Origin of the sequence: Streptomyces sp. TP-A0356, assembly GCF_001417775.1 — a bacterium.
Lineage (GTDB): Bacteria > Actinomycetota > Actinomycetes > Streptomycetales > Streptomycetaceae > Streptomyces.
Map to the genome: position 1 here is coordinate 1 of NZ_BBZJ01000040.1, position 25283 is coordinate 25283.

The 25283-nt window shown below is 69.6% G+C and carries 22 protein-coding genes and 1 pseudogene; 6 read left to right on the top strand and 17 right to left on the bottom strand.

Translation table 11 applies throughout. From position 1 onward, the window contains the following. Complete coding sequence (locus ASC56_RS39020; RefSeq protein WP_079102926.1) at positions 1-174, bottom strand: CsbD family protein; 174 nt, start codon at positions 172-174, stop codon at positions 1-3. 139 nt (positions 175-313) lie between these two features. Between ASC56_RS39020 and ASC56_RS35060 the strand changes: the two genes are divergently transcribed. Continuing rightward, a complete protein-coding gene (locus ASC56_RS35060; protein WP_055495657.1) occupies positions 314-484 on the top strand; it encodes a hypothetical protein in 171 nt (56 codons plus the stop codon). Between the two features lie 929 nt (positions 485-1413). Here ASC56_RS35060 and ASC56_RS35065 read toward each other — a convergent pair. The 4 genes from ASC56_RS35065 to ASC56_RS35080 form a co-directional block, all read right to left on the bottom strand. Further along, positions 1414-2622, bottom strand: a complete 1209-nt coding sequence (locus tag ASC56_RS35065) for a phospholipase D-like domain-containing protein (RefSeq protein WP_199836157.1) — start codon at positions 2620-2622, stop codon at positions 1414-1416. A 478-nt stretch (positions 2623-3100) separates the two neighbouring features. Continuing rightward, positions 3101-4015 (bottom strand): metal ABC transporter permease, encoded by a 915-nt coding sequence (locus tag ASC56_RS35070; protein ID WP_055495658.1) that lies wholly within the window; start codon positions 4013-4015, stop codon positions 3101-3103. After that, positions 4012-4908 (bottom strand): metal ABC transporter ATP-binding protein, encoded by an 897-nt coding sequence (locus tag ASC56_RS35075; protein ID WP_055495659.1) that lies wholly within the window; start codon positions 4906-4908, stop codon positions 4012-4014. The genes ASC56_RS35070 and ASC56_RS35075 overlap by 4 nt, the downstream gene beginning before the upstream one ends. Positions 4909-4919: 11 nt before the next feature. After that, complete coding sequence (locus ASC56_RS35080) at positions 4920-5858, bottom strand: metal ABC transporter solute-binding protein, Zn/Mn family (RefSeq protein ID WP_055495660.1); 939 nt, start codon at positions 5856-5858, stop codon at positions 4920-4922. A 165-nt stretch (positions 5859-6023) separates the two neighbouring features. On the opposite strand from ASC56_RS35080, the pseudogene ASC56_RS43345 reads away from it, so the two are divergent. From ASC56_RS43345 to ASC56_RS39030, 3 genes and pseudogenes are all read left to right on the top strand, one after another. After that, positions 6024-6095 (top strand): annotated as a pseudogene (locus ASC56_RS43345) (hypothetical protein); the annotation flags it as partial. Positions 6096-6220: 125 nt separating this feature from the next. Next, the gene (locus tag ASC56_RS43350; protein WP_371330472.1) at positions 6221-6418 is read left to right on the top strand and encodes a hypothetical protein; all 198 of its coding nucleotides are present in this window, start codon (positions 6221-6223) and stop codon (positions 6416-6418) included. 1354 nt (positions 6419-7772) lie between these two features. Further along, positions 7773-8390 (top strand): helix-turn-helix transcriptional regulator, encoded by a 618-nt coding sequence (locus ASC56_RS39030; RefSeq protein ID WP_234377220.1) that lies wholly within the window; start codon positions 7773-7775, stop codon positions 8388-8390. A gap of 52 nt (positions 8391-8442) precedes the next feature. Here the strand turns inward: ASC56_RS39030 and leuS are convergent, their stop codons facing one another. The 11 genes from leuS to ASC56_RS35140 form a co-directional block, all read right to left on the bottom strand. Then, positions 8443-10944: a leucine--tRNA ligase gene (leuS, locus tag ASC56_RS35095; RefSeq protein ID WP_055495663.1), complete on the bottom strand. Its 2502-nt coding sequence runs from the start codon at positions 10942-10944 to the stop codon at positions 8443-8445. Positions 10945-11089: 145 nt separating this feature from the next. After that, positions 11090-11962: an HAD family hydrolase gene (locus ASC56_RS35100; protein WP_055495664.1), complete on the bottom strand. Its 873-nt coding sequence runs from the start codon at positions 11960-11962 to the stop codon at positions 11090-11092. Beyond that, on the bottom strand, positions 11959-13026 hold the full coding sequence (locus ASC56_RS35105; RefSeq protein ID WP_055495665.1) for a hypothetical protein: 1068 nt from the start codon (positions 13024-13026) through the stop codon (positions 11959-11961). Before ASC56_RS35105 ends, ASC56_RS35100 begins: the two co-directional genes overlap by 4 nt. A gap of 145 nt (positions 13027-13171) precedes the next feature. Next, positions 13172-14182, bottom strand: coding sequence for a nitroreductase/quinone reductase family protein (locus ASC56_RS39035; protein WP_079102928.1), 1011 nt, complete (start codon positions 14180-14182; stop codon positions 13172-13174). A 216-nt stretch (positions 14183-14398) separates the two neighbouring features. Next, complete coding sequence (locus ASC56_RS39040; protein WP_079102929.1) at positions 14399-15016, bottom strand: helix-turn-helix domain-containing protein; 618 nt, start codon at positions 15014-15016, stop codon at positions 14399-14401. A 408-nt stretch (positions 15017-15424) separates the two neighbouring features. Continuing rightward, positions 15425-17374: an ABC transporter ATP-binding protein gene (locus ASC56_RS35115; RefSeq protein ID WP_055495666.1), complete on the bottom strand. Its 1950-nt coding sequence runs from the start codon at positions 17372-17374 to the stop codon at positions 15425-15427. Continuing rightward, a complete protein-coding gene (locus ASC56_RS35120) occupies positions 17371-18261 on the bottom strand; it encodes an aminoglycoside phosphotransferase family protein (RefSeq protein WP_055495667.1) in 891 nt (296 codons plus the stop codon). The genes ASC56_RS35115 and ASC56_RS35120 overlap by 4 nt, the downstream gene beginning before the upstream one ends. Before the next feature lie 708 nt (positions 18262-18969). Continuing rightward, complete coding sequence (locus ASC56_RS35125; protein WP_055495668.1) at positions 18970-19389, bottom strand: hypothetical protein; 420 nt, start codon at positions 19387-19389, stop codon at positions 18970-18972. A 447-nt stretch (positions 19390-19836) separates the two neighbouring features. Then, entirely contained in the window at positions 19837-20139 is a 303-nt protein-coding gene (locus tag ASC56_RS43355; protein WP_055495669.1) for a hypothetical protein, read from the bottom strand. 319 nt (positions 20140-20458) lie between these two features. Beyond that, positions 20459-21361, bottom strand: coding sequence for a M48 family metalloprotease (locus tag ASC56_RS35135; RefSeq protein ID WP_055495670.1), 903 nt, complete (start codon positions 21359-21361; stop codon positions 20459-20461). Further along, positions 21358-21759, bottom strand: a complete 402-nt coding sequence (locus ASC56_RS35140) for a BlaI/MecI/CopY family transcriptional regulator (RefSeq protein ID WP_079102930.1) — start codon at positions 21757-21759, stop codon at positions 21358-21360. The genes ASC56_RS35135 and ASC56_RS35140 overlap by 4 nt, the downstream gene beginning before the upstream one ends. A 260-nt stretch (positions 21760-22019) precedes the next feature. Between ASC56_RS35140 and ASC56_RS35145 the strand changes: the two genes are divergently transcribed. Further along, on the top strand, positions 22020-23534 hold the full coding sequence (locus tag ASC56_RS35145) for a hypothetical protein (protein WP_055495672.1): 1515 nt from the start codon (positions 22020-22022) through the stop codon (positions 23532-23534). Then, complete coding sequence (locus ASC56_RS35150; RefSeq protein WP_079102931.1) at positions 23531-24502, top strand: YbhN family protein; 972 nt, start codon at positions 23531-23533, stop codon at positions 24500-24502. The genes ASC56_RS35145 and ASC56_RS35150 overlap by 4 nt, the downstream gene beginning before the upstream one ends. A gap of 18 nt (positions 24503-24520) precedes the next feature. On the opposite strand, the gene ASC56_RS35155 is transcribed toward ASC56_RS35150, so the two are convergent. Then, a complete protein-coding gene (locus ASC56_RS35155) occupies positions 24521-25252 on the bottom strand; it encodes a response regulator transcription factor (protein ID WP_055495694.1) in 732 nt (243 codons plus the stop codon). Between the last annotated feature and the right edge of the window lie 31 nt (positions 25253-25283).

Here is a 25283-nt window from a genome sequence, read left to right on the forward strand (position 1 = left end):
TTAGTGCTTGAACGCGTCCTTCGCCTTTTCCTTGGCCTCGCGGGCATCACCCGTGCTCTTCTCAGTCTGCCCCTCAGCAGCCATACGGTCGTTTCCGATGGCGCTTCCCACGGCTTCCTTGGCCTTGCCCTCGGCCTGCTCGCTCTTTGCCTTGGCCTTCTCGCCGGCAGTCATGGAAGAGTACCTCCTGATAGCTGGTGTGCCGCTGTCGCGGTAACCCGCTTGTGCCCCGGCGTTCCTTTCACAAACAAAGCGTAGTCGGTGAATGGCGACGGAATTGCAGGGCAGACGAACGTGCAGGAGGTTGATAAACATGGTTCCCCTGGTGCTTGTTCTGCTTCTTGCACTGCTCCTCTTCGGTGCCGGCTTCGCCGTCAAGATCCTCTGGTGGGTCGCCGTCGCCGTCCTGGTGCTGTGGCTGCTCGGCTTCGTCATGCGCTCCACCACCGCCGGTGGCGGCCGAGGTCGTTGGTACCGATGGTGATCTGACCCGCAGCGCGCCTTCATCACGGGGTCCGGCCGATATGACGGCCGGGCCTCGTGCGCATGCCGGACGTTAGGCGACCTGGTGCGTAAGAGGCCGTACAGCCCATAGGTGTCCCAAACGGCAGCGGGGTAGGCGTGTTGCAGTCGGGGGCGGGACACGCACACGCGATGGAACCCGCGCGACCTCCTGCCGTGTCCCCGCCCCCGGCCTTACCGGCGGCCGTGCGCCCAGCCGGGCTGCGGCGACGTGCGGAGGTCCCGTGGCGCGACTCCCGGACGCAGCGGCCGGCGACCGGGACGCGGCTACGGACGTGGCCAGGTAGAAAGCGACCACGGCCGAGCTGATCCGTCGCAGCCCCCACCACGCCCGTACGGACCTCCCGTTGCCTTTCAGCGTCGGCTTCCGTTCGAAGCCTGACCCTGGGGAGACGTAACAGTGCTTCGTTACCTGGATGCGGGGAGCGGCTCAGAGCCGGGCAGGGGCGGGGCCTTCTCCTCCAGGGCTCCTGTACCACGAGGCCGGCTTCTTGTACGCGCCCCGCCCTCAACGCCGCCCCTGCGGGCCGGCTTGACCTGACAGACCTGGGCATGGACCGCGGTGAGCAAGGGCGCGGACGACCATGCGGCGGGCCGTCGCGGCAGCGTGTCCACCGGTGACCGAAGCGTTTCCGGTTCTCAGCGGCCAGATGCGGCAACTCGCAGTGCGCTACGTCTCGTTCCGGGGCAGGGTCGCCAGGGAGCGCCTACTGTTGCCGAGCGGCCCCGCCGACCGGCCCTGAAAGCGCCCCGGTGAGCGCTTTCGTGCGCCGCCCGGAGGACGATCGGTCTGTGGGACCGCAGGTACGGCGTGCCTTCGCTTCACGCGTGCGGCGCTGGCTGGCTCGCGCGGATCCTGCGGTTCGCCATTGTGCCAGGGTGCCGGTCGGCTCACAGGAAGCGCCGGATCGGGGTGACGGCGGCTTCCTTGGCGCGTTGCAGCACTGCCCGTCGTCTCCAACGAGTGAGCTCGATGCCCACGCTGTGGCGCAGGTCCTCCTCGTAGTCGCGGTCGAGGGAGGCAGTGAAATCCTCGTCCAGGACGGCGAGCATCACCTCTTCGTCGTGGTCCATGGACCGGCGGTTGAAATTGGTGGATCCGATGAGGGAGGCGACCGAGTCCACGGTGATGATCTTGGCGTGCATCATGGTCGGCTGGTACTGGCGGATGTGCACGCCGGCCTGCAGCAGGCGCGTGTAGTGGTGTTGACCGGCGAGCTGGCAGGCGCGCTGGTCGGTGTGGGGGCCGGGCAGCAGGATCTCGACATGCACGCCGCGGCGTGCGGTCTGGCACAGCAGGTCGATGAAGTAGGCGTCAGGGGCGAAGTAGGCGGTGGCCAGCCGGAAGCGTTCCTCGGCGGAGGTGAGCATGACCCGGATGAGGGTTTGCATGTCCTGCCAGCCGATGCTTGCGGAGCCACGCACGACCTGCACCACCGACGAGCCGGCCTGCGGGTGTTCCGTGAAACGGTCGCGGTCATCGAAGAGTTCGTCATGACACTCGGCCCAGTTCTGCGCGAACGCGGCGGCGATGCCGTCCACGGCCGGGCCGCGCACCTGGACGTGGGTGTCGCGCCATTCGGCAGGGTTGCGGGCATTACCGCTCCATTCCTCGGCGATGCCGACGCCGCCGGTGAAGGCGGTGTGTTCGTCGACGATGAGGGCCTTGCGGTGGCAACGGTGATTCTGTTTGAACGGTGACAGCCACACGGGTTTGCGGAACCAGGCCACCTGCACGCCCGCGGCGCTCATGAGGTCCAGCAGCCGCCGCTCGATCTCCTTGGCGCCGAAGCCGTCGAGCAGCAGTCGCACGCGCACCCCCGCGCGGGCGCGGTCGGCCAAAGTGACGGCGAAGTCGTGGGCGATCTGACCCCGCCAATACACGAACGTCATCATGTCGACGGTGTGCCGAGCCGAACGGATCGCCCCGAGCATCGCGGGGAAGATCTCATCACCGTTGCGCAGGGGCACCAGGTCATTGCCTTCGGTGGCGGCCACGCCGATCAGTCGCTCCAGGCGACGGCGTAGGCGCTGCTTGCGCGCTGCTGCGTCAGGCACGGTGTCACGCGCAGGGGGTGCCGATATGCCGTCGAGTATCACGCCGAATCTCCCACTGGACCATGAAGACAGAACGTCACGGGCGCTGGGCGAGCCCGAACAACCACATTCCCGGCCGGCACCGCGGCACTCCAGCAGTCTGCCTGGACCGAGCCCACCGACACCGCGACGCCAGCCGCACAGTCTTTGTTGTGGACGTCACTCGAGCGATCACCGTCGTGTCGTCACGACGCTCGTTTGACGCTCCAGACGTCCGCAAGGGTGGTCAGTGCAGCCGCAAAACCCGGTCTGACCTGCGGTTGTTTCGGCTCCGGGTTCCTGTGACGTGATTTCGATGACGCATCATGTGGAGTGCGTGGCGATTCTGGAGCCTGCCGCAAAGGGCTCATGACCCGCGGTTGTGCGCGTGCGCACCAGGTGCGGTGTGGGCGTTACGGGCGATATTTCGACGCTGAAATGTCAGCCGTGCTGCGGGAGGATGACCGGGAACTCCCGGCGGCCCGCGGCGCCGGGCCGGTTTCTACCTCGCGCCGGAGACGGCCGGCTCCGTCGTCGTCCGTGACGAGCTCGCCGTCCTTCCGGCTCCCCAGCGCCGGGTGCGGTACATGCCCGCCCATCGGCAGATGACGTAGATGGTGAACGAGATCGTCGTGACATAGGGGCTGATGGGGATGCTGCTCCCCAGGGCGAGCAGGATGCCGCCCTCGATCGAGGCCACGGCGAAGAGCACGCTGAGCACGGGCAGCAGCACCGGTGACGCCGTGATGCGGGCGGCGGCCGCGGCGGGCGTGACGACGAGGGTGAGGACCAACAGGGCGCCGACGACCTGCACGGACAGCGCGACCGCGAGGCCGAGCACGATCATGAAGGCGACGGACAACGCGCGCACGGGCACCCCGCGCGCCTCGGCGACGTCCGGATCGGCGCTGGCGAAAGCCAATGGTCGCCACATCACCGCCAGGGCGAGAAGCACGACGGCGGAGGTGCCCAGCAGCCATGTCATCTGCGGGGTGTCCACGGCGACGATCTGACCGGTGAGCAGGCCGAACTTGTTGGCCGCCCGGCCTTTGTAGAGGGCGAGGAAGAGCACGCCCAGGCCCAGGCCGAACGGCATGAGGATGCCGATCACCGAGTTGCGGTCCCGGGCTCGGGTGCCCAGGACGCCGATCGCGCCGGCCGCGACGATCGAGCCGACGATCGAGCCGGCCACGACGTTCGTCTCCATCAGGAGGGCCGCCGAGGCGCCCGCGAAGGACAGTTCACTGATGCCGTGCACCGCGAAGGGCAGGTCGCGCATGATGACGAAGACCCCGGCCAGGCCGCCGATGAGGCCGAGGGCAGCGCCGGCGATGAGGGAGTTGCGGACCAGGGCGAGGAGTTCGCCGTAGTTGTCGAAGCTGAAGATCTGGTGCCAGATTCCGTCGGCGAGCGTCATGGGCGGACTCCGTCCCTGTCGTGGGCTGCGGAGGCCTCGTGCGTGGGGTGGTGGGGCGGTGCGGGTGCGATCGGCTCGTCGGGCGCTCCCACGACCACGACCCGGCCGTGCACCCGGACGACGTCGACCTGTGTGCCGTACAGCTGCGACAGTGACGCGGAGGTCAGAACCTCCTCCGGGGTGCCCACCCGGTGGCCGCCCGGGGCCAGGTACAGCACCCGGTCCACCAGGTCGAGCACGGGGTTGATCTCATGGGTCACGAAGACCACCGCCGTGCCGTGCGAGTGGCGCCGGGCATCGATGAGTTCGGTGACGGCCCGCTGGTGGTTCAGGTCGAGGGAGAGCAGCGGCTCGTCGCAGAGCAGGATCCGCGGGTCGGTCGCCAGGGCCTGCCCGATGCGCACACGCTGTCGTTCGCCTCCGGACAGCAGGCCGAGGGGAACGTCCGCGTAGGCCGATGCACCGACCGCCTCAAGGATCTCGTCCACTCGGCGGCGGACGGCCCCCGAGCGCGGGCGCGGGCCGAAGCGGTGTCCGTCGATCCCGAAGCGCACGAGGTCGCGGGCGCGCAGCATCGCGGTCGCGGACAGCGTCGCCTGCTGGGGGACGTAGCCGATGTGCCGGGCGGCCTCGCGGGGTGACCGGCCGAGGACGGTCAAAGTCCCGGCGGACAGCGGCTGCCGGCCCAGCAGGGCCCGCACGAGGCTGGTCTTGCCCGAGCCGTTGGGTCCCAGCACGGCCAGGAACTCCCCCGGCCTCACGTCGAGATCGAGACCGTGCCAGACCGTGCGCTCTCCGTAGGAGAGGGCCGCGCCGCGCAGGCTGACCACCGGGGCGGTGTCTCCACCGCCGATCGCGACCCTGCCTGCGCGAGCCTGCGGCACGGAGGCCATGCCCGGCAGCCTCACTTGTCCAGCGCGCTCGCGAGCGCGTCGACGTTGGCGGTCATCCATCCAAGGTAGTCCTTGCCCTTCGGCAGGGTCTCGGTGACGGGGACGACGGGGATGCCGGCCGTCTTGGCCGTGTCCTGGGCCTTCTGGGTCTGGGAGCCGGAGGTCTGCGCGTTGTAGACGAGGGCCTTGACCTGCTTGCCGGTGAACAGCGCCAGCATGGTCTGGAGGGCCTTCGGGGAGACGTCGCTGCCCTGCTCGATGGCGTGGCTGAACTCCTCGGGCGTCTTGTTGACCAGGCCGCTCGCCTCGGTCATGTACAGCGGCACGGGCTCGGTGATGGCGATGCCCGCGCCGCCGTGCTTCTTCTTGATGTCCGCTTCCTTCGTCTCCAGGGGCGTGAGCTTCGCCTTGAAGGTCTCGGCGTTCTTCGTGAAGGCGGCCGCGCCGGCGGGGTCGGCCTTGCCCAGGGCGGCGGCGATGCGGTCGGCGATCTTGGCGACGGTGGGGAAGTCGTACCAGACGTGCTCGTTGAGCTCGCCGCCCTTCGGGGCGGTCTTGCCGGAGACCGTGACCGCGTTGATCACCTCGGCGGAGGAGTTGTTGCTGCTCTTCAGCATCTTGTCGACGAAGTCGTCGTAGCCGCCGCCGTTCTCGATGACGACCTTGGCCTTGGACAGGGCCAGCTGGTTCTGGGTGCTGGCCTCGTAGGAGTGCGGGTCCTGCGAGGGGTCGCTGATGATCGAGGTGACGGCGACCTTGTCGCCGCCTATCTGCTCGGTGATGTCGCCGTAGACGTTCGTCGAGGCCACCACCGCGACCTTGGACGAGGCGGCCGGGCTCTGCGCGTCGCTCCCGCCGCTTCCGGAGTCCGACGAGCTGCCGCAGCCGGCCACGAGGGCCAGGGAGGCGCCGGTTATCAGCGCCAGGCGCCGGGACGGGGACGTGGGCATGGATCCTCCGCGACTGCTTGGAACAGGAGTCTTCAGATGGGCTGGGCGCCCCGGACCGCGCCGGGACGTGCTTCACGCTAGATGGAAACGAATGTCACCACCATGGCTGGATCTGATTGATATGAAAATCGTTGCCAAGCCTTGACGTGCCTGGACGGGTGGGGAGTGACCGACCGCTGCGACACGCGCGTCGGCGAGATCGGCTCCGCCCTCTTCGGCGGCGAACGCCAGCGCATCTCCATCGCCCGCGCGTTCCTCAAGGACGCCACGATCGTGCTGCTCGACGAACCCACGGCCGCGCTCGACAGTACGTCGGAGACCGTGGTGCAGGAGGCCATCGACCGGCTGGGGACGGCAAGACGGTGGTGGTCATCGCCCACCGGCTGTCCACAGTGGTCGGCGCCGACCAGATCCTGGTCCTGGAGGACGGCCGCATCACTCAGCGCGGCACCCACACCGACCTGCTCGCGGACGCCGACGGACGCTACACCCGCATGTGGGCGGCCCGGTCGGTGTCCCGCGCGTGGCAGATCCCGGGCGCCGCGCCCGCGGAGAGGTGAAGCGGGCACGCATGACGCCGCCGCGCGCCTCGGGGCGGAAGGCGACGGGGCGCGGGGTCTGGTCGTCCGTGAACTCGGTCTGTGGCGTGGTGCAGTTCACCGGCCGGGCGGCCGGCGAGGTCGTACTCGGGCAACGCGCTCCCCGGCGTCCCGGGCAATACGTCGGGCCAGGGCCGGGGTGTGCCGCGAAGCGGACTCGGCACGCGCTGATGCAGCACCGACCCGGCCTCATCGACGACTTCATCGCGGAGACGGACTCGACCTCGGTCCTTGGAAGTCCACGCTGTTGAAGAGCTCTGGGTGCCCTGTGAGGGTGCCGGGTGTCCCAACTGCCGTAAGCCAGCTGGAGTCGTGCCTGCTCGCCGGGCCTGTCGGCCACGGTTCGGCAGCCGCGAGGCGTGAGTGGTGAGAGGGCGAGGGTGCCGACGGCGAACTCACCGACACCGTGCCGAAGGCGGTCAGCGCCCAGCCGAGGGCCACGTCGTCTGCGCCAGCGGCGTCCGGCGAACGCCTGCGGTGAGCGGGCACAGCACACGGTCACCCAGCCGTTCCAGGCAGGCGGAGTGCCCGGTGGAGCACTGATGCTGTGCTCGCCGGTGAAGAGGTTCTGATAGGAGCGCCGGCCGAACTTGTCGGCGGTGAACCGTCACGTAGTACAGCTGGCAGGTGACGGATACCACGCCGAAGACAGCCATCAGCACTCCTGCGAGGGCGGCAGGGAGAGGTCACGCCGCGGGCGGCTCACCGAGGCTGAGGCCCCCCGGCCGACCGGCGGCCCGTGATCACGACAATGACCAGGGCGACCGCTCAGCCCACGCCGCACCCGCTCGCCGACAGGTTGTGGGAGGCATACCAGCGGTGGACCAAGGTGGCCAAGCAGGGTTGGCGCCATGGTCAGTTGGTGCTCGGCCCGGGCTCAGCTGCCAGGCGTCGCGGTAGCGCCGCCGGGCGCGGCCCGTCACTGCACCGTTCCCTGACGGACCAATCGCCGCTTCGAGTTCAGTGATCGCCCCGGCCGTGCGCGTACCCCGTAGCGCGATGCTCTCCGGACGTGAATAAACGATCATGTACTCGGTGGTTCGTCTGAGGTGCGCGCAGGGCGTCTCCCGGGCTGACGCCGAAACCGTTAGAACACACATTCGCCTGGTGATATCACTTGAGTGATTTCCTTTACGGTGGCGGTAGTTGAGGCCGCTGGCTTCACTCAACGGGGAGGCAAGAGGTGCTCCAGCAGTCACCGAGGCGCTGCGATCAGTGCGGCCGTCAACTCAGCCAGTACAACTCCGATCCGCTCTGCTCCGCGTGCGCACGTTCGCTGGCTCTGGCGCAGCCCGCCCCCTCCGTGCCGGACCGGGTGTGGGGTGATCAGGATGTCCGCAGGTCCCTCGCGACCTGGGACTTCGGCCAAGCAAGCCGTCTGATTCGCCAACGAGGTTCGCTACGGCAAGATGACATTGCGCAACTCACCGGGGTAAGCCAGGCGTTCTTGTCCATGCATGAGTCGGGAAGACGCCGGCTCACCAACATCGACAAGATTGTCGAGTTCCTCTCAGGACTTGGCGTACCCGGCGACCTCGTCCCGCTCCCTCGTGTCACGCCGCCCCCGCCGGGGCAGCAAGCCACGGCACAGCTCGCCGATCACCTCGACCCGGATCTGCCCTGGACTCCGGCCCGTATGGTGGCGGCACTGGGCAAGGCGATCGGAGGTGGCGTGATGGACCGTCGTCAATTCATCACGGTGAGCGGCATGGCGCTCACTGCCTTTGTGCACCACTGGAGTACTGCCGAAGCCGAACCCCTCGTACGCGCCGCAGAGGGGTGTCGAATCTCCAAAGGGCTGCTCGACAGTCTGCAACAGACTACCGATGCTGCGGCCTCTGGTGTATCCCATGTCGAACTGTCCCTCTCTCGTGCGTCCAGGAGGACTGCACGGCCGAATTCATCGGGAGCCGCGGAAGCCCATGGGCCCTGAAACGCGTCTGCTCGCATGGGACGGACCCGTGCGAGCAGACGCGGGGCTACCCCTAGCTGCGGGCCGGCACGAAGTTCACGAGCTTCGGAGCACGCACAACGACCTTCGCGACGCCTGCGCCACCGAGAGCTGCCTGGACCCTCTCGGACTGCAGCGCCAGCCGCTGCAGTTCGTCCTCGCTTATGTCCGGCGAAACTTCAATTCGGTCCCGGACCTTGCCTGCTACCTGAACAACGCACGTGACCTGTTCCTCGACGAGTAGCGCAGGGTCCACATGCGGCCAGCCCGCCTTGAGCACAGAAGGGGCCTGACCCAGCCGGACCCAGCACTCTTCGGCAGTGAACGGAGCGACACAGGACAGCATGCGGATGAGCGCCACTGTGCCCTCCTGGACAGCCGCGTCACCGGGGCCCGGCCGGCGGTCGACAGCCAGTCGAAGCGTGTTGGTGAGCTGCATCAGGCGGGCGATTCCAACGTTGAACCGCTTCGTCTCCATGGCCTGGGTGGTCTCGTCGATCAGCCGGTGGACTACCTTGCGGAGCTCGACGTCCGTTGCGACGTCGGCAGGCACCGGAGAGGCATTGCCGACGTCGCCGGCCAGGCGCCAGACCCGCGCGAGCCATTTCACCGATCCCGCAGGAGATACATCCGCCCAGTCGATGTCGTCCTCGGGAGGGCTGGCGAACAGCATCGTGACCCGCACCGCGTCCGGGCCGTGCTGGGCGATCTGCTCCTGAAGGTTCACCAGGTTGCCGAGACTCTTGCTCATGGCCTTGCCGTTCATGATGACCTGCCCCTGGTTGGTCAGGCGGGTGAACGGTTCGGTGAAGGAGATCAACCCGATGTCATGCAGCACCTTGGTCAAGAATCGGGCGTACATCAGGTGACCGGTCGCATGCTCCTTGCCGCCGACGTACTCATCGACGGGCAGCCAAGCCGCGACACCGGCCGGGTCGAACGGCCCTTCCTCGTAGTTGGGGTTGGGGTACCGCAGGAAGTACCACGAGGAGTCGACGAAGGTGTCCATGGTGTCGGTGTCTCGACGAGCCTGACGGCCGCAGGACGGACAGTCGACCTTCACCCACTCGGTGGCCGTCTGCAGAGGGGACTTGCCGCCCTCCGGGCGCAGCGTGTAGCCAATCTCGGGAAGCTTGACCGGCAGCTGATCCTCCGGAACGGGCACCGCTCCGCATGAGTCGCAGTAGACGATGGGGATCGGGGTCCCCCAGTACCGCTGTCGTGACAGCAACCAGTCACGCAAACGGTAGGTGACGGCGCCCTGGCCAACGTTTCGCTGTTCCAGTTCGACGATGGCGGCCGCGATGGCCTCTTCCTTGCGGAGCCCGTTGAGAGGGCCGGAGTTCATCAACACACCGTCGCCGACGGTCGCGATGCCCGTGTCGGCAGGGTCCGGCCCACCGGTGTCGACGACGGTACGTACAGGCAGGTCGTACGCGCGGGCAAAATTCAAGTCGCGCTGGTCGTGGGCGGGGACGGCCATGACGGCCCCGGTGCCGTAGTCGGCGAGTACGTAGTCAGAGGCATAGACAGGGAGCTTCTCGCCGCTGATCGGATTGACTGCGTAGCGTCCGAGGAACACGCCGGTCATGGGCCGGTCGATGGCCAACCGTTCCATCTCCGCCTTGGAGGTCAGGCCGGCTCGGTACTCGTCGAAGGCCGCCCTGTGCTCGGCGTCGCACAGTTCGTCCGCGAGCGTGGAGTCTGCCGCCACGACGAAGAATGTGGCTCCGTAGAGCGTGTCGGGCCGAGTACTGAAGACCCGGACCCGCTCGTGGCGCCCTTCGATCTGGAAGTCGATGTGGGCTCCGGCGGAGCGGCCGATCCAGTTGCGCTGCATGCTCAGGATCTCGTCCGGCCACCTGCCGTGCAGCTGCTCCATGTCGTCCAGGAGCCGCTGAGCGTAAGCCGTGGTACGGAAGAACCACTGGGTCAGGTTGCGCTTGACCACGTCGGTGCCGCAGCGTTCGCACTTGCCCTGGATGACCTGCTCGTTCGCAAGGACCGTCTCGTCGTTGGGACACCAGTTGACAGGGGCTTCCTTGCGGTAGGCGAGACCGCGCTCGAACAGTTTCAGGAACAGCCACTGGTTCCAGCGGTAGTACTCCGGGTCCGATGTGTGAAACCTGGTGCGCCAGTCGAAGGAGATGCCCAGGCGTTCGAATGACTCCGCCTGAATGTCGATGTTCGTGTACGTCCAGTCGCGGGGGTCGAGGTTCCGCTTGCGGGCCGCGTTCTCGGCGGGCAGCCCGAACGAGTCCCACGCGATGGGGTTCAGGACCTTGTGGCCACGCATTCGTGCGAAACGGGCCATCGTGTCGCTGATGCTGTACACCTCGGCGTGCCCCATGTGGAGGTCACCCGAGGGATAGGGGAACATGCTGACGACAAGGGTGCGTTGTTCGTCCTTCGGGCTCGTCGGCGTTAGCTCCTCCGCCTCGAAGAGCCGCTCTTCCCGCCACAACCGAAGCCATTTGTCGATGCCGGCGTGGGGGTCGTAGGTCTCCCTGGCGGTGGGCCCTTGCTCGTCAGCCATCTGTTCCAGTCCTTGTTGCGGAAAGTGATGAGTCTGTCCGGACTCGGTGTGGCGGTTTCGGCGGGGTGCGCTCTTGGGTAAACCGCAGGCCGACCCCAGCCGTCGCACCGGAGAGGGTATCGCGACCTGCCTGGCCATCAGGGCGTCATGACCGGCGCCCTGGAGCTGAACCGCGCTTACCCAGAAGGGCAGTCCACGCATTGAGACGGGGAACGACTTCTGGTGCCTCCAGCTCATGCAGGGCGGCGAGCACTGCAGCGGTCGAGACCACGGTGGTGACGAGCGGATGCTCCAGTCTGACCTCAGGGGACCGATCCGCGACCCAGATGGCCGGCACGTTGCAGGCAAGCGCCCCGAGCACATCGCGCTCGTACGTATCACCGATCATGATCGCCTCCTCGCGCTTTCCGCCCACACGGTCCACGGCAAGGGAGACTGCTCTCGGGTCGGGCTTGGCGAATCCCACTTCGGTGGAGATCACGAGATCACGCATGTGGTCCATCAGGCCCGACGATTGAAGCTTGCGTCGTTGCCCATCGCCAGGGCCGTTGGTGAGCACGACGAGCCGGCGGTCGCAGGCGAGCGCTTCGACCAGTTCTACGGCCCCGGGGAGCGGGCGGGCGTCCCGGTGACGGTGCTGTGTGTAGCTGACGCTGATCGTCTCGGCAAGCCCCGGGTCAGTGATCCCGACTCTTTCCAGAGCGAGTCTCCAAGAGGCTTGCCGGAACGCCGGCAGCCATGCGTGCAGTCGGTCGAGAGCGGGAACGGCCTCCGTGAAGTCCTCTGAGAGCCCGTCCCACGCCGATATCCCGAAGATGTCGCTCAGCGGATCAGTCCATGTGGCCTTCCACCAGAGTCTCTGAGCAGTGACCCGCGCCGTGCGGGCGAACCTGTAGGCGTCGAGGCCGACATGGGCCTGGACGACCTGCCCCACAGCCAGGAATGCCTGATCGACTGTGCCCCGCTCATCGATCAAGGTCCCGTCCAGGTCCAGGATCACCACCTCCCTGCGCTTCACCGAGCGCGTACCTGGTCCATCCAGGTGGTGACGCCGGGCATCATGGTCTCGTAGCGGAATGCCTCTGCCGCTGCCTCAGCGGCCCCACGCATCTTCGCAGCGGGTTGGTCCTGCAGGCAGGCCAGCATGGCTGCCGCCACATCGTCCGCGGACAGGGAGGCTGTCGTCACCCCGAAACCCTGCGTCGACACGATGTCGCCCAACGCGCTCCGGCGCGGCGCCACGACGGGCAACCGGTAGAGAACGGTCTCACGGAGCCGCATCGGCGGGCACAGGTCCCACAGCGCATGCGGCTCGTACAGGCAGAGCGCGGCTCGCGCTGTCTCCATGACCGCGATCCGGCCCATCAGGGACAGGCCGCCCTGGCAGAACGTGACGTGCCGAGCGAGCCGAGGATCTGCGGCGACCGCCTCCTGGACGGCTCGATAGGCCGTCGTAGGGGTGCCGCGCTGCGGGTACAGGAACCACAAGTCCGCCTCGTGGCCCGCGTGGAGGAGAGACCTCAACCCTCGTACCGCGGTCACTGGTGAGTAGTGGTTCCACAAGCCACCGTTCCACACGAAGTCGGGTCCCGGCGCGGGTGGTTCACCCGACGGCTTCAAGCCCGTCCGCTCGTTTCTCTCGCTGTAGCCCACGGGAAGCAGGCACATCAGATCGTCGAGCGACATGTCCCGGGCCGGCTCCAGGAGCACATCGAATCGGCATGTGGTGAGCAGTCCCGTCAGTACCTGCTTCTCCAACTCGCTGGCCACGAAGTAGCCATCCGCCAATCGCAGGCGTGTCAGATAATCGTCCAGTAGCTCACGATATTCCGCCGGCCTGTTGCTCGAATTGTGCACTCGTTGGTATGTGGTGTATTCGAGTGGCCATACGATGGCGTCGAATATGAGAGTAGCGCCGGCCTCCTTGAAGCGCTTGATGGAGTCCGTGGGAGTCGCGAATCCGTAGAGATAGATATCGCCGTCCATCTTCGGGGCGAGCCCCTCATATGTGGCTTTCCAGGGAGTCGCGGTCCAGGTCTCCAATACGTCGGTATGGGGCACGTCCGGCGTGAGTACCAGCACCTCCTCGTAGTGGGACAGTGCTGAACAATCTCCCAGGCCCTGAACCCGACACCGTTCAGCCCCGACGACATTGCTACGCCGAAGTCAATGAGCAACACTGGTCCCCCGCGAGGTTCGAATGATCATGACCAATGAAGGAGCGCGGCTACCGGGAGATTTCCCGGAGGCGGATCACGGGTATCAAGCGAGAGGTGCCGGCTTGGTAGCGTGCATATTCGGAATCGCGCACCACCTGACGTGCATAGACTCGGTCACGCTCTTCCCGCGACAGCTCTACCGCAGTCGCTTCGAATTTCTCGGAGCCGATCTCTACGGTGACCTTTGGATTGGCTCGGATGTTGTAATACCAGTCCGGGGTCTTGTCGCTTCCCCCATCAGAGGCGAAGACGAAGATGTCTTCGCCCTCTCGCTGGTAGGCCAGGGGTGTGGTGCGGTGCCGCCCGCTGCGGGCTCCGATGGTCGTGAGGAGGAGGATCTCCCACGCCGCCCTGATACCGCTCAGCCGTCCTCCGTTGGCCCGGAACTCCTCGATGATCCTGTTCCGCTGCACGAGGGCAGCGGCCCTGCCTTCGGCGGAGGCGGCAGAACCGAAGTGTCGAGGAAGCCCGTCGGTGAGGATGTCCGGCAGGTACTTGCCCGTCGCTGTTGTCGCAGGCAGCGTGAGGCCCAGCTGCTTGGCGTAGTTGAGCGCGAGCCGAATCTCGCGGGCGGTTCGATCCACGAAGGGATGGTTGCCGATCCCGGCGTCCAGGGCATCGTCGTCCTTCTTGCCCCAGTGCTCGAGCACCCAACTGCTGCCGGTGCTGGAGCGAACGGCGTCCAGCAGGGCTTCACGTGGCAGGCCGGCCGTAGCCGCAATGTGGGCCACCTCCAGCATCGCCAGACGGTTGGAGTGGAGCAGCAGGTTGTTGCAGAGCTTGAGGACCATGCCGCTACCGATCGGGCCTGCGTGGACGATGTTGTTGCTGTACAGGTGGAGGGCCCAACGTGCCTCCTGGACGGCCTCGGTGTCTCCGCCGACGAACAGAGTGAGGACGCCGTCGCGCATGGAGCCGCGCCCGCGGCTCATACCTGCGTCGACGACCGCGACCTCGCGGTGAGCGAGTTTCGTGCACACCGAGACGCTGGATCGCCTCAGCCTTGCGGCCCGGTTCATCCTGGACGTCTAGGGCCCTTCTGAGGGATCTCCGCGGCGCCGCGACGCCGGGCACGCACTCTGGCCGCAGGGGCAATCCGAGCGCGAACATTCTAGTTCGCGTTCCGTTCAGTAGTGGACCCAGTGGATTGATCGCCCCGCTCGCGCAGCTGATACCTGTACAAGTCAGCGTCGGTTTGAGCTTCTTTGTCAGGAGCCGCGCGGGACGCCGCGAGATCACTCTCGCGGGGTGGCATCGGGTCGAGTCGAACCGATGTCTTCTCGCTTCAACGGTGCGCGCCTCACGTCCGAATAAGCGTGGGGTCTTACCGCATCTCCACGAGCATTTATCGTCTCCCCGTTACCCGAGGTGACGTACCCGAGGATCCAACGGCCGGCCCGCATAATGTTACGTGCCGCATTCCGCTGGCGAGTTACATCCAAACCGCGCTGGCGGCAGGCAATCCTGCTGTCCGAGACCGTCACGCGTGCGTTTTGCGCTCCGCATCTCGAGCAGATCTTGTTGACGGGTTCGCCTGGCGGAAGGATGATCAAGGTGGCGCCGTACCACGGCGCGCGGCGGCTGTCGCCTCTCTCGACGACCCACGCCTTCTGGATGGCAGGCTTCGAAGGGATCGCGATCTTGGCCTTCTTGCGGGCTTCCTCCGCGGAGGTGCCGGACTCGACGAGAGCGTGGACCTCGGCACGCCAACGCTGGTGAGCGGCTTGCTTGATAGCCAGTGCGTGATTGAATGCCCAGCGTGCCGCTCCGGCGTATCGAACCAGGGCGACAGTTTGGGCGGCGGTGGGGTCCAACGCGAAGCGATAGGCGCGCAGCACCTCCTGCCTTGTCATCGCCCCACCTTGTGTCCGGCTACGTTCGAGACTGAAGCATAGTGCTCCGCATCTTCCTGCCGCCCGCGGGTTTGCGTTCGGGCCTACGCCGAGTGCCTGAACCAGCCTTGTGACGTGGCAACTTGGTTGACGCTCAGGATCCTGGGTGCACGCACTCTGCGGCCAGGCAAAGAAATCAGTACTTGACGCAGCGTCAGTTCATGTCGGGTGGATGGTCCGGGACCGGTCGGGGGTGTTCGTCGTCCCGGAGAGCGCCCGCCCCCTGCGCCGCCGTGACGCTGCTCGCGGTGGGGGGTGGGTGCGAGAGCGTGGGTGGTGTGCGCAGGGGCCGGGGCTCCGGGTGTTCGGTACGGGCCGCGCCCGCTCGGTGTGGGCTGAGTCTGATGGGGGCGGGGCGGGCTGTGCGGTTCAGCGGTCCTTGGACAGGGTGAGCAGCTCCTGGAACAGGCCGCCCGCGGTGGCTAGTTCCTCGTACGGGCCCTGTTCCGCGATGCGGCCGTGGCGCATGACCACGATCTCGTCGGCGACCCTCGTGTTCTCCAACTGGTGGGTGATGACGACGGTGATGCGGTCGTCCGCGATGGCCTTGACGCGTTCGAGGATGGCGTGCTCGCCGCGTGCGTCCATCTGGGAGGTCGGCTCGTCCAGGATGAGCAGGCCGGGCCGCCGGTAGAAGGCGCGCGAGCAGGCCAGCCGCTGCCACTGGCCGCCCGACAGCTCCGTACCGCCGAACACCTCGCGGGCCAGCAGGGTGTCCAGGCCGTGTGGGAGCTCCCCGACCGTCTCGCGCAGGCCGACCGCGTCGAGGGCTTCCCACACCGGCCCGTCGTCGCGGGTGTGCGGCTGGCCGAGCGTGACGTTCTCACGGGCCCGTAGCGGCCACTGCGCGAAGTTCTGCGGGACCAGACCGGTGTGGGCCCACACGCTGTCCGGGGCGACGGTCGCGACATCGACGCCGTCCCAGGTCACCGTTCCCGTGTCGGCCGGGTGGATCCGGGCGATCAGACGGACCAGCGTCGACTTGCCCGAGCCGTTCTCGCCGACGACGGCCACGATCCGGCCCCGGCGCAGCGTCAGCGAGACCCCGTCCACGGCCGGGGCGGCGTTGCCGGGGTAGCGGTAGCGGACGTCGTCGAGGCGGATCTCGCGCACCGGCCCGTTGGGCAGCGACCCGCTCTGTTTCGGGGCGTGTTCGGCGGCCAGGTCGAGGAAGGAGCGCATGTCGGCCAGGTACAGCGAGGTGTGGAACATCGCCGCGCCATGGATCACCAACTGGTTCAGCGCCGCCAGTGTCGTCTGCACGGCGACCACCGCCGTCGCCGCGATCGGCATCGCCACCCGCCCGGTCAGGGTGAGCCAGGCCAGTGCCGCCCAGGTCGCCACCAGGAAGACTCCGCCGATCGCCGAACTCGCCAGCACGATCCGCAGCATCCGCGGCGCGGCCCGCAGCGTGCGCGCGTCGATCCGTTCCGACACCGTCCGATACCAGAACAGCAGGTAGCCGCGCATGCCGTTGGCGCGTACCTCGTCGCCGTACTTGGGCGTCGTCGACCACCAGCGCATCATCTGCCGGACCGTGCGGTCGGCCACGTTGGCGTAGTGGGTCTCGTAGGTGACTCTGGCCGAGAGCACCGCGCCCACGCCCGCGGGCACCACCGCGAGCAGCAGCAGCGGAAGCAACAGGCGGTGCAGCACGGTCAGGACGCCGCTCGCGGTCACCATCCGCACCAGGGCGGCGGTGAACCGGGTGGCGTCCTGCACCATCACATGGGTGCGCACCACCCCCATCTCCGCGGCCTCCTGCCGGTCGGCGAACCCGTCCTCGGCGTACGCGCTCGCCTCCACCCGGCACACGGCCGCCACCAGCGCGCTGTCCGCCGCGGTCGTCAGCCGCGGGGTGATCCGGCCGTCCGCGTACGAGGACAGCGCGGTCGCGACCCGGCCGGTGCCCGCCGCGACGGAGATCGCCAGCAGGGTGGGCAGCGCCGCATGGAGCCGCTCGGGCACCGGTCCGGTACCGAGCAGATGACGCATGGCGTCGGCCGTGTACGACAGCTGTACGGCCGCCGACACGCCGGTCAGCAACTGGCAGCCCAGCAGCAGGAGTACGGCCCGGCGGTCGATGGCCCAGGCCATCAGCGCGGTACGGCCCAGCACCGACGGCAGCCGGGCGCACAGGGCGGCGAACGCCGTCTCGCCCAGCGGGTTCCTGCCGTGCAGACCCTCGTACCCGAACTCCGCCGGCGGGGGCGGCGCGGGCGCCGCGGGCGCCGCGGGCGCCGCAGCGACGGTGTCCGCCGGGGTGGGCTGCGGTGGTACGGTCTCGCGCCGGACGCCGTTGACCTCGTGCCTGCTCATGCGAAGCCACCTTCCAGCAGCCGGGCCAGGGTCCTGCGGCCACGGGCGACGACCTCCCGGTCGTCGTGGGGCACACCCCAGGCGATGGCGCTCGCGGCGTCGAGCGCGCCCAGGCAGCGCAGGGCGAACTCCTCCTCGGTGGTCAGCCGCCGTCCGAAGCCCTCGCAGAAGGCGGTCCGCAGTTCGGGCCGATCCGCCCAGGGCCCGCAGGCGAGCCGGACGACGTCGAAGACCGCGGCGTGCGGGCGGGCCCGCTCCAGGTCGACGACCGCGAGCGCGCCGGCCCCGGTGTCGTACAGCCAGTTGCGTTCCTGGAAGTCGCCGTGGACGTATCCGACGGGCAGCGGGCCGAGCAGCGCCAGCGCCGCGGCGTGCCGGCGCACGAGCTCGCGCTCGCGCACGCCGATGAGGTCCCCGGCGCGCTCCAGGTGCACTTCGGCGGTGTGGACGGCCCGCTCGATCTCGCCGGCCGCCTCCGCGTGGTCCCGGGGAGTCAGGTCGCTCGCCTCGCCGTGGAAGCGGCGCAGCCACGCGCCCGCCTTGCGGTGCAGGGCCCGCCGCTGGGCCGGGGTGAGCGCGAGGGACCGTACGGCCCGGCCGGGGACCGCGGTCAGCAGCAGTGCCCGCTGCCGTGGGTCGGTCTCCACCAGCTGCGGCACGGTGCCCCGCTCCAGCGCGGGGGCCGCCTCGCGGTAGGCGCGGGTCTCACGGGCGTAGAACGTGGGTGTCGGTGCCACCTTGAGGAAGGTGCGGCCGGTGCCGGACGTCAGCTCCCAGACCCGGGATGCGGGCCGGCGGTGGGACACGTCCCGCACGGAGCTGATGGGACCGACGACGTCCTCGGCCCAGCCGGCCAGGGCGGCCGGGATCGGTGTGCGGGCGGTCATGCGCCCCACCTCGGTGCCGGGCGTGATGCGGACGGACGGACGGCGGCACGGCCGGCGTGGGCTCGGTCGAGGGCGTCAACTCCGCGCCGGGCGGCAGGGGGCCGCACGGGCCGATTCTCGAACGCGGGGCGAAGGGCGGCAGGGGCGGGCACCGGGCTCATGATTCCTCCAGGGCTTGTGTCGATGCGGACAAGCGACCGAACAACAGCCCTGATCATGGACTCGTAACGGGTAACCGGGGGCGAATTCTCGGACGAATGTTCGAGATCTTCGTCTCGGTCAAGCGGCCCTAGCGAAACGGTGCGCGCGGCGCCGTTCGATTCCCTCGTGTGGTGAAGGCTGACTCCAACGGGGGATTGCTCACCACATGATTGACGGTGAGTCAGATTGAGATTCCGGAAGATCTCCGAAGCCCTGCTCCGCCAGAAGGGCGACTGGCCGTGCCCTCGACGACGGCCTGTGCAAGCTGTGCCGCCGGGAAGCCGCCGCCCACGTAGGTGCCGTGGTTGCGGGCCACCGGCTCCGGCTCAGGTGGCCTGCTCCGACATGGACGGCAGTCGGCCCTGCGGCCGCGTGGTCTGGGCCCCTTCTTGCGCGGATCGCCCCACGTCGCTGGTGAGGCCTGCTCGGCCGCGTAGGGCCGAGCAGGGTGGACGCATTTCCGCTTCCGGCAGCCATGGGCGCCTGGCAGCGGTGGTCTGGCCGATGTCAGGTGGTGCAAGCGGAGACGAGGACGCCGGGTGTGCCGGGCGTGATCGTCTCTGTGACGGGGCCCAGCGGAATGTTCACCTGGCCGCTGGAGGAGGTACCGGACACCGATCCGCTGATGGTGACGGTGGTGGGTGTGAGGCTGGAGATCCTGATGGCGGCTCCTCGCCCGCCGTTGGGGCAGGGCGCCGGGGTGAGGATGGGGAGTGCGGGGCCGTTCACGGTTGCCGTGGTGGAGAGTGTCACGCTGTTGAGGGGCGGGGTCGACACGCAGGTCGTGTCGATGCAGGCGGAGAGCGGGACGTGGGGGACCGGCACCGGCCCAACGGTCAGGCTGACCGAGTGCGAGGCGGCGAAGGCCGGGGTGGGAGCTGTGAACGGGAGGGCGCCGAGTGCGACGGCGGCGGTGGTCATCGCCATGCGCTGCCCAGTCGGGAGCGGCTCATTTCTTCCTTCCTTTCGAATGCGTTCTCTCAGTTGGGAGCGGTGGTCTTCGGAGCGGGGCACTCAGAGGCGGTGCATTCGGATGGCCTCGCTGATGGTGAAACAGCTCGTCACTGCCGACGATCTCTGGCATCCGGACATCACCCCCACGGGCGCGGGTGCGGGTGCGGGTGCGGCACTCCTTCATGCCCCAACTCGTCCGGTGGCCCGTCGCTTCGCACCATCCGCCCGCCGAAGGCCGTCGGGGAGGGCGTACGGCCCCGGCGCCTGGAGCGGCCCCATGGTTGCCCGACGCGCGGCCTCACACCGCGCCCGGCCCAGTGCGCCGCCTTTGCCGGGCCCGTTTGCGGCAGCGGGAAGAGCAGTACGTTGCCGGGACAGAACGGATGACGGGAACATCCCCCGCGCGCCGCATTCCAGGTGTCACCCGGTCGTATCCCGCCCGGTCAGGCCGACGCCGTGGCCGGCGCATGCGACCCGCGTCCAGGACGGTGACCGGGTCCGTCCGGTCCGCGACGAGCCGTCGGGCTGCTGAGCGGCCTGGACGACACCAAGGGCGGCTTCCGCGTCACCCTCGTCGGCTACCGGCCCGTCGGGCTGCCCGCCGCCGCCCTGCTGGACCTGGCGACGGGCCTCGGCACGCTCGGGATCTGGCTCGGGCTGCTCACCGGCCCGGCCACCACCGCGCTGCTGCGCCGCCTCCACCGTGGCGTCGGCCGGCTCCACCTGGCGGCCCCACCCGGCCGGCCCGTGCCGCCGGTCCGTGCCGCCGGTCGGTGCCGCCGGTCCGTCGCGCCGGTCTGTGGCAGTCCGTGTCGGTCCGTCCGGCCGCTTCGGAGGGCCGCCGTCCGGCCGTCTCGGAGGGCCGTCGTGCGGCAGGTGGTCGGTAGGGCCGTCGTGCGGCAGGTGGTCGGTAGGGCCGTCGTGCGGCAGGTGGTCGGTAGGGCCGTCGTGCGGCAGGTGGTCGGTTGGTCGGTGGCGTTCGGTGGGGGTGGGGCCGTCTGTGGTGTGGGCGGTGTGCGTCAGCGTCGGCGGCTCCGCCGGGTCATACGAGCACGTGTTCCAGCATCTGCAGGAGATCCCCTGTGGCGTCCAGGGCGCCGAGGGCCGGCAGTGCGCCGAGCGCGAGCGTCGTGGCGGCGAGGGACCACAGATGCGGGGGCGGACCGGTCTGGAGGGCGGCTATGCGGCGGGTGACCGCGCGGTCGGTGAAGTTCAGCGCGCACGACGGCCTCCGGTGCCCGGCGGTCAGGGCGGCGCGCGCGAGGGCGCGGGCGGTCGCGGAGCGGTCGCCGACCGCGTCGGCCGCTCGCTCGTCCGCCCAGCGCTCCACCAGGAAGGCGACCGTGTCGCGGACGGGAGCGAGCAGGGGGTTGGCCGCGACGGCGAGTGCCATGGCGGCCGACAGGAACGCGTGCCGGTGGGCCAGATGGGCGCGCTCATGGGCCAGCAGCACCCGCCGCTCCGCCGGTTCGAGGGCGCGCAGCATCGCCGAGGTGACCAGTATCCGGCCCGGCTCCCCGCCGCTGCCGGGGATGGCGAACGCCTGGGGCACGGACGAGGCGGCGACGACCAGTTCGGTGTCCGGCGGATGCCCGGCGCACAGGGCCCGCAGCGTCCGGCGCGTGACGCATTCGGCACGGGCGGCCCGGTACACGCGCACGGCGACGAGGACGAGGGCCAGCGCCGCGGCGACACCGATCGCCTCCGGGACCGGGTCGGGCAGCCGCCGGCCGTCGTCGCGGGCCTCCGCGACGACCGGTGGAGCCTGGTTGACCAGCGTGATCGCGAGGAGCAACAGCGACCAGGTGGTGGCCGCCGCGGTGAACACGGCGGACGTGGTCAGCACCCGGGCCGCGAGCGCCGGTGCCACCTGTCGGCCGACCACCGGGCTGAGGGCGCCCGGCAGCAGCGAGAGCAGGATCGGGACGTAGACGTCGACCGTCATGCGCCGCCCCCACCGGCGAAGCGGCGCCCGCCGAGGAGGTCGCGCAGTACCTGCTCCTCCTCGGGACTGAGGCCGGAGACGAACTGCTGGAGCGTGGCGATCGGGTCCGGGCCGCGGTCGAGGGCCTCGTGCATGGCCGCGGCGGTCAGCTCCGCCGCGTTCTTCGCGGGCCGGTACGCACCGCGCCGCCCGTCCACGTCCCGCAGGACAAGTCCCTTGTCATAGAGGCGCTTGAGGATGGTGTGCACGGTGTTGTAGGCGAGGTCGCCATCGATCTCGGCCTGGATCTCGGCGGGCGTGAGCGCCTGCTCCGTGGCCCACAGTGCGGCGAGCACCTCGCTCTCCAGCTCACCGGCACTGCGTCGTTCCGCCCTGCCCTGAGGACCTCTGCCAGCCATGACCGTAACCTTACAGCGCGTAGGGGCACGGCAGGAGTGGCCGCGGGGCCGCCCGACGTCGGTCGGAGCGGCCCGGGTTCACTCGATCGGGGCAACCACGCCGTGCGGCGGCCGGGCCACCGCCGGTCTCACACTGCACCCCCGGGTCCCTCGCGTTAACTTGTCCGTGTTTTACCGACTTCTTTCCCGAATTCCACCGGTAACCCTACGGCTTGTAGGGTGTGATTCCCCTACGGTCTGTAGGGGGGTGAGGGGTGGGCATGCCCGACAGCTCGAACACCGCGCTCGCAGGCGTCCGCCGGCTGGCAGAGCCGTCGGTCGCGGGCATGTCGTGGCGCGACCGCGGCCAGGGCCTGAACGCCCTCGTGGCGGGCTCCTTCACGCTGGCCCAACTCCTCCTCGTAGGGCCGCGCATGGGGTTCGGCTGGGACGAGACCGTGTACGTCAGCCAGATCAGCGCCCACGCCCCCGCGGCGTACTTCAGCGCACCGCGCGCCCGGGGCATATCCCTGCTGGTCGCCCCCATCACCTCGTGGTCCTCGTCCACCGCACTGCTCCGGGTCTATCTGGCGGTGCTGTCCGCAGCCGCCCTGTTCCTCGCTCTGCGCACCTGGCGGGGCCTGTTCCCCGCCAGCGTCCTCGCCCTCGGCGGCGGGCTGTTCGCGAGCCTGTGGGTGACGGTGTTCTACGGCCCGCAGGTCATGCCCAACTACTGGGTCGCCATCGGTGCCCTGGCCGGTACCGGCTGCTTCCTGCGCGCCCACGCGGACAGCGCCGACCGCCCGGCGGTGTGGGGGGTCGCCGCGAGCGCGGCGCTGATGACGTGGATGCGGCCCACCGACGCGGTGTGGATCATCGCTCCGTCGCTGGTCCTGCTGCTCTTCGTACGCCGCTGGTGGCGCCTGCCCGTGCTGCTCGCGCTGATCGGCGGGCTGGCCGTCGGGGCCGTCGAGTGGATCGTCGAGGCCTACCTCGGTTACGGGGGACTCGCACAACGACTCTCCGACGGCTCCCGGATCCAGGGAGGCCTCGGCTGGAACATCGCCGTCGGCGACCAGCTGCGCAGCCTCGGCGGACGCGCCCTGTGCCGCCCGTGCACCGGCCCGATGCCGAACCCGGCCGTGATCGCCTGGTGGTTCGTGCTGCCCCTGCTCGCCGTGCTGGCCGCGGCCATCGCCCTGCGGGCCCGGCGCCCGGCGTTCCCGGCCCGCACCCTGCTACCGCTGGCCTGCGCGGCGACGGCGGCCTTCCCGTACCTCTTCCTGATCGGGTACGCGGCCCCCCGCTTCCTGCTCCCCGCCTACGCCCTGCTCGCCATCCCCGTGGCCGCCGCCCTCCTGCACCTGGTCACCGGGCCGGACGGCCGGTGGCGCCCGATCACCGCGGCGGTGGTGGCGCTCGGGCTCGCCGGACATCTGGCCGTGCAGTACACGGTGCTGCACCACACCGTGGACCGCACCAGAGCCGACCACCGCGCCTGGTCCCGCACCGCCGCCGAACTGCACCGGCTCGGCGTCCGCCCGCCGTGCCTGCTGACCGGCAACGAGTCCATCCCGATCGCCTTCTACGCCGGCTGCTCCTCCGCGGCGACTGACGGCAACAACGAGAACAGCACCCCGGCCGCCATAGCCGGCGCCGCACAGCGCATGCCCGTCGCGTACCTGGGCACACCCACGGGCCGCCCACCGTCGTACGCGCGCGGCTGGACCCCCCACTCCTTCGACGGCGTACGCATGTACGTCGCTTCGACGACGACCAAGGGCGGAAGCGGATGACCGTTCCGACGGCCACCGAGGTGGCACCGGACACCCAGGTGACGCAGACCGCCCGGCGGGGGGTCCTGCGCAGACGCGCCCCCTGGCAGGCGGCCGTCGCCCTGGCCGTGCTCGTCGGTGCCGCGCTGCTGGCCGGGCTCCACTGGCCCGTGATCGTGGCCGGCGCTCACCGCCTCGCGTCCGCCGACCCCGGTTGGCTGCTGCTGGGGGCGACGGCCACGGTCCTCACCTGGGCCTGCTCGGCGCTCGCCCAGCAGGGCGCGGTGGCCGAGGCGCTGCCCGGCGGGCGGCTGGTGGCGGCGCAGTTCGCCGCGTCCGCCGCCAACCACGTGCTGCCCGCGGGCCTCGGCGCGGGCGCGGTCAACCTCCGCTTCCTGACCCGCTGCGGGCTGCCCGTCACCCGTTCGGCGACCGCGCTCGCGGTCAAGGCCACCGCCGGGGCCGTGACACGCGGCGCGCTGATCGCCCTCCTCGCGCTCGGGGCCCCGGGGCTGCTGCGCCTCCCGCCCGGCTCCGCGGTCGCGGTGGGCGCCGCGCTCCTCGGCGCGGCGGCACTCGTGGTGCTGCTGCCCGGACCACCGCGGCGCGCCGCACGGGCGGTTGTCCGCGACGTACGGGCCGTGCACCGGCTTCCCGGCCGGGCGCCCGCGCTGTGGGGCGGCTCGCTCGCCTTCGCCTCGCTGCACGCGCTGGTGGTGGTCGCGGTGACCCTCTCCCTCGGCCTGCCGCTGTCACCCGGGCGGGTGGCGCTGGCCTACCTCGTGGCGAGCAGCGCGGCCGTCCTGCTGCCCACCCCCGGCGGCATCGGCTCCCTGGACGCCGCGCTGGCCCTCGCCCTCACGCTCGCCGGAGCGCCCGGCAGCGCGGCGGCGTCCGTGGTCCTCGGCTACCGGCTGCTGACGGTGTGGCTGCCCCTGCTGCCCGGTCTGGTGGTGCTCGGCGTCCTCCTACGGCGCAAGGCGCTGTGACCGCGGGGCCGTCGGCCGTCACTCCTCCTCCAGCCGGTAGCCGTGTCCCCGCAGCGTGGTGATCCGGGGCAGGCGGACCGGGCGAGGGCACTCGTCCGCCGCGTCGGCGAGCCGGCGGCGCAGGCCGGCCATCGTGACGTCGAGGGTCTTGGTGGAACCGAACCAGTTCTCGTCCCAGACCTCCGCCATCAGCGTCTCGCGCGACACGGCCTCGCCGGCGTGCCGGCCCAGCAGGGCGAGCAGCTCGAACTCCTTGGGCCGCAGCCGGACGTCCGCGCCGTGCAGGGTGCAGCGGCGGGCCGCCTCGTCGAGGACCAGATCGCCGAGCTTGACCGGCTCCGGCGGCGGGGAGGCCACGGACTGACGGCGCAGATGGGCGCGGAGCCGGGCGAGCAGCACGCTCAGGCTGAACGGTTTGACGAGGTAGTCATCGGCTCCCGCGTCCAGGCCGGCGATCACGTCGATGTCGTCGGTGCGGGCGGTCAGGACGATGATCAGCAGGTCGGGGAAGCGGACGCGCAGTGTGCGGGCGACGTCGAGGCCGTCCATGTCGGGCAGGCCCAGGTCCAGGACCAGCACCTCGTACGACCCGTGGGAGGCCTCGGCGAGCGCGCCCGCCCCGGTACGGCTCCAGGCGGGCGCGTAGCCGTTGCTGCGCAGCCCTGTCTCCAGGTGATGGCCGATGGTCTCGTCGTCCTCCACGACGAGGACACCGATACGACCACGGTCCTCGGCTGCCGGCGTGCGCATGTTCGGCAGCGTACGGCCCGACGGGCCGATC

Bases quoted from the DNA above. Each gene is read 5' to 3' on its own strand.
- ASC56_RS39020 (WP_079102926.1), bottom strand. From the start codon at position 174: ATGACTGCCGGCGAGAAGGCCAAGGCAAAGAGCGAGCAGGCCGAGGGC.
- ASC56_RS35060 (WP_055495657.1), top strand. From the start codon at position 314: ATGGTTCCCCTGGTGCTTGTTCTGCTTCTTGCACTGCTCCTCTTCGGT.
- ASC56_RS35070 (WP_055495658.1), bottom strand. From the start codon at position 4,015: ATGACGCTCGCCGACGGAATCTGGCACCAGATCTTCAGCTTCGACAAC.
- ASC56_RS35075 (WP_055495659.1), bottom strand. From the start codon at position 4,908: ATGGCCTCCGTGCCGCAGGCTCGCGCAGGCAGGGTCGCGATCGGCGGT.
- ASC56_RS35080 (WP_055495660.1), bottom strand. From the start codon at position 5,858: ATGCCCACGTCCCCGTCCCGGCGCCTGGCGCTGATAACCGGCGCCTCC.
- leuS (WP_055495663.1), bottom strand. From the start codon at position 10,944: ATGGCTGACGAGCAAGGGCCCACCGCCAGGGAGACCTACGACCCCCAC.
- ASC56_RS39035 (WP_079102928.1), bottom strand. From the start codon at position 14,182: ATGAACCGGGCCGCAAGGCTGAGGCGATCCAGCGTCTCGGTGTGCACG.
- ASC56_RS39040 (WP_079102929.1), bottom strand. From the start codon at position 15,016: ATGACAAGGCAGGAGGTGCTGCGCGCCTATCGCTTCGCGTTGGACCCC.
- ASC56_RS35115 (WP_055495666.1), bottom strand. From the start codon at position 17,374: ATGAGCAGGCACGAGGTCAACGGCGTCCGGCGCGAGACCGTACCACCG.
- ASC56_RS35120 (WP_055495667.1), bottom strand. From the start codon at position 18,261: ATGACCGCCCGCACACCGATCCCGGCCGCCCTGGCCGGCTGGGCCGAG.
- ASC56_RS35125 (WP_055495668.1), bottom strand. From the start codon at position 19,389: ATGGCGATGACCACCGCCGCCGTCGCACTCGGCGCCCTCCCGTTCACA.
- ASC56_RS35135 (WP_055495670.1), bottom strand. From the start codon at position 21,361: ATGACGGTCGACGTCTACGTCCCGATCCTGCTCTCGCTGCTGCCGGGC.
- ASC56_RS35140 (WP_079102930.1), bottom strand. From the start codon at position 21,759: ATGGCTGGCAGAGGTCCTCAGGGCAGGGCGGAACGACGCAGTGCCGGT.
- ASC56_RS35145 (WP_055495672.1), top strand. From the start codon at position 22,020: ATGCCCGACAGCTCGAACACCGCGCTCGCAGGCGTCCGCCGGCTGGCA.
- ASC56_RS35150 (WP_079102931.1), top strand. From the start codon at position 23,531: ATGACCGTTCCGACGGCCACCGAGGTGGCACCGGACACCCAGGTGACG.
- ASC56_RS35155 (WP_055495694.1), bottom strand. From the start codon at position 25,252: ATGCGCACGCCGGCAGCCGAGGACCGTGGTCGTATCGGTGTCCTCGTC.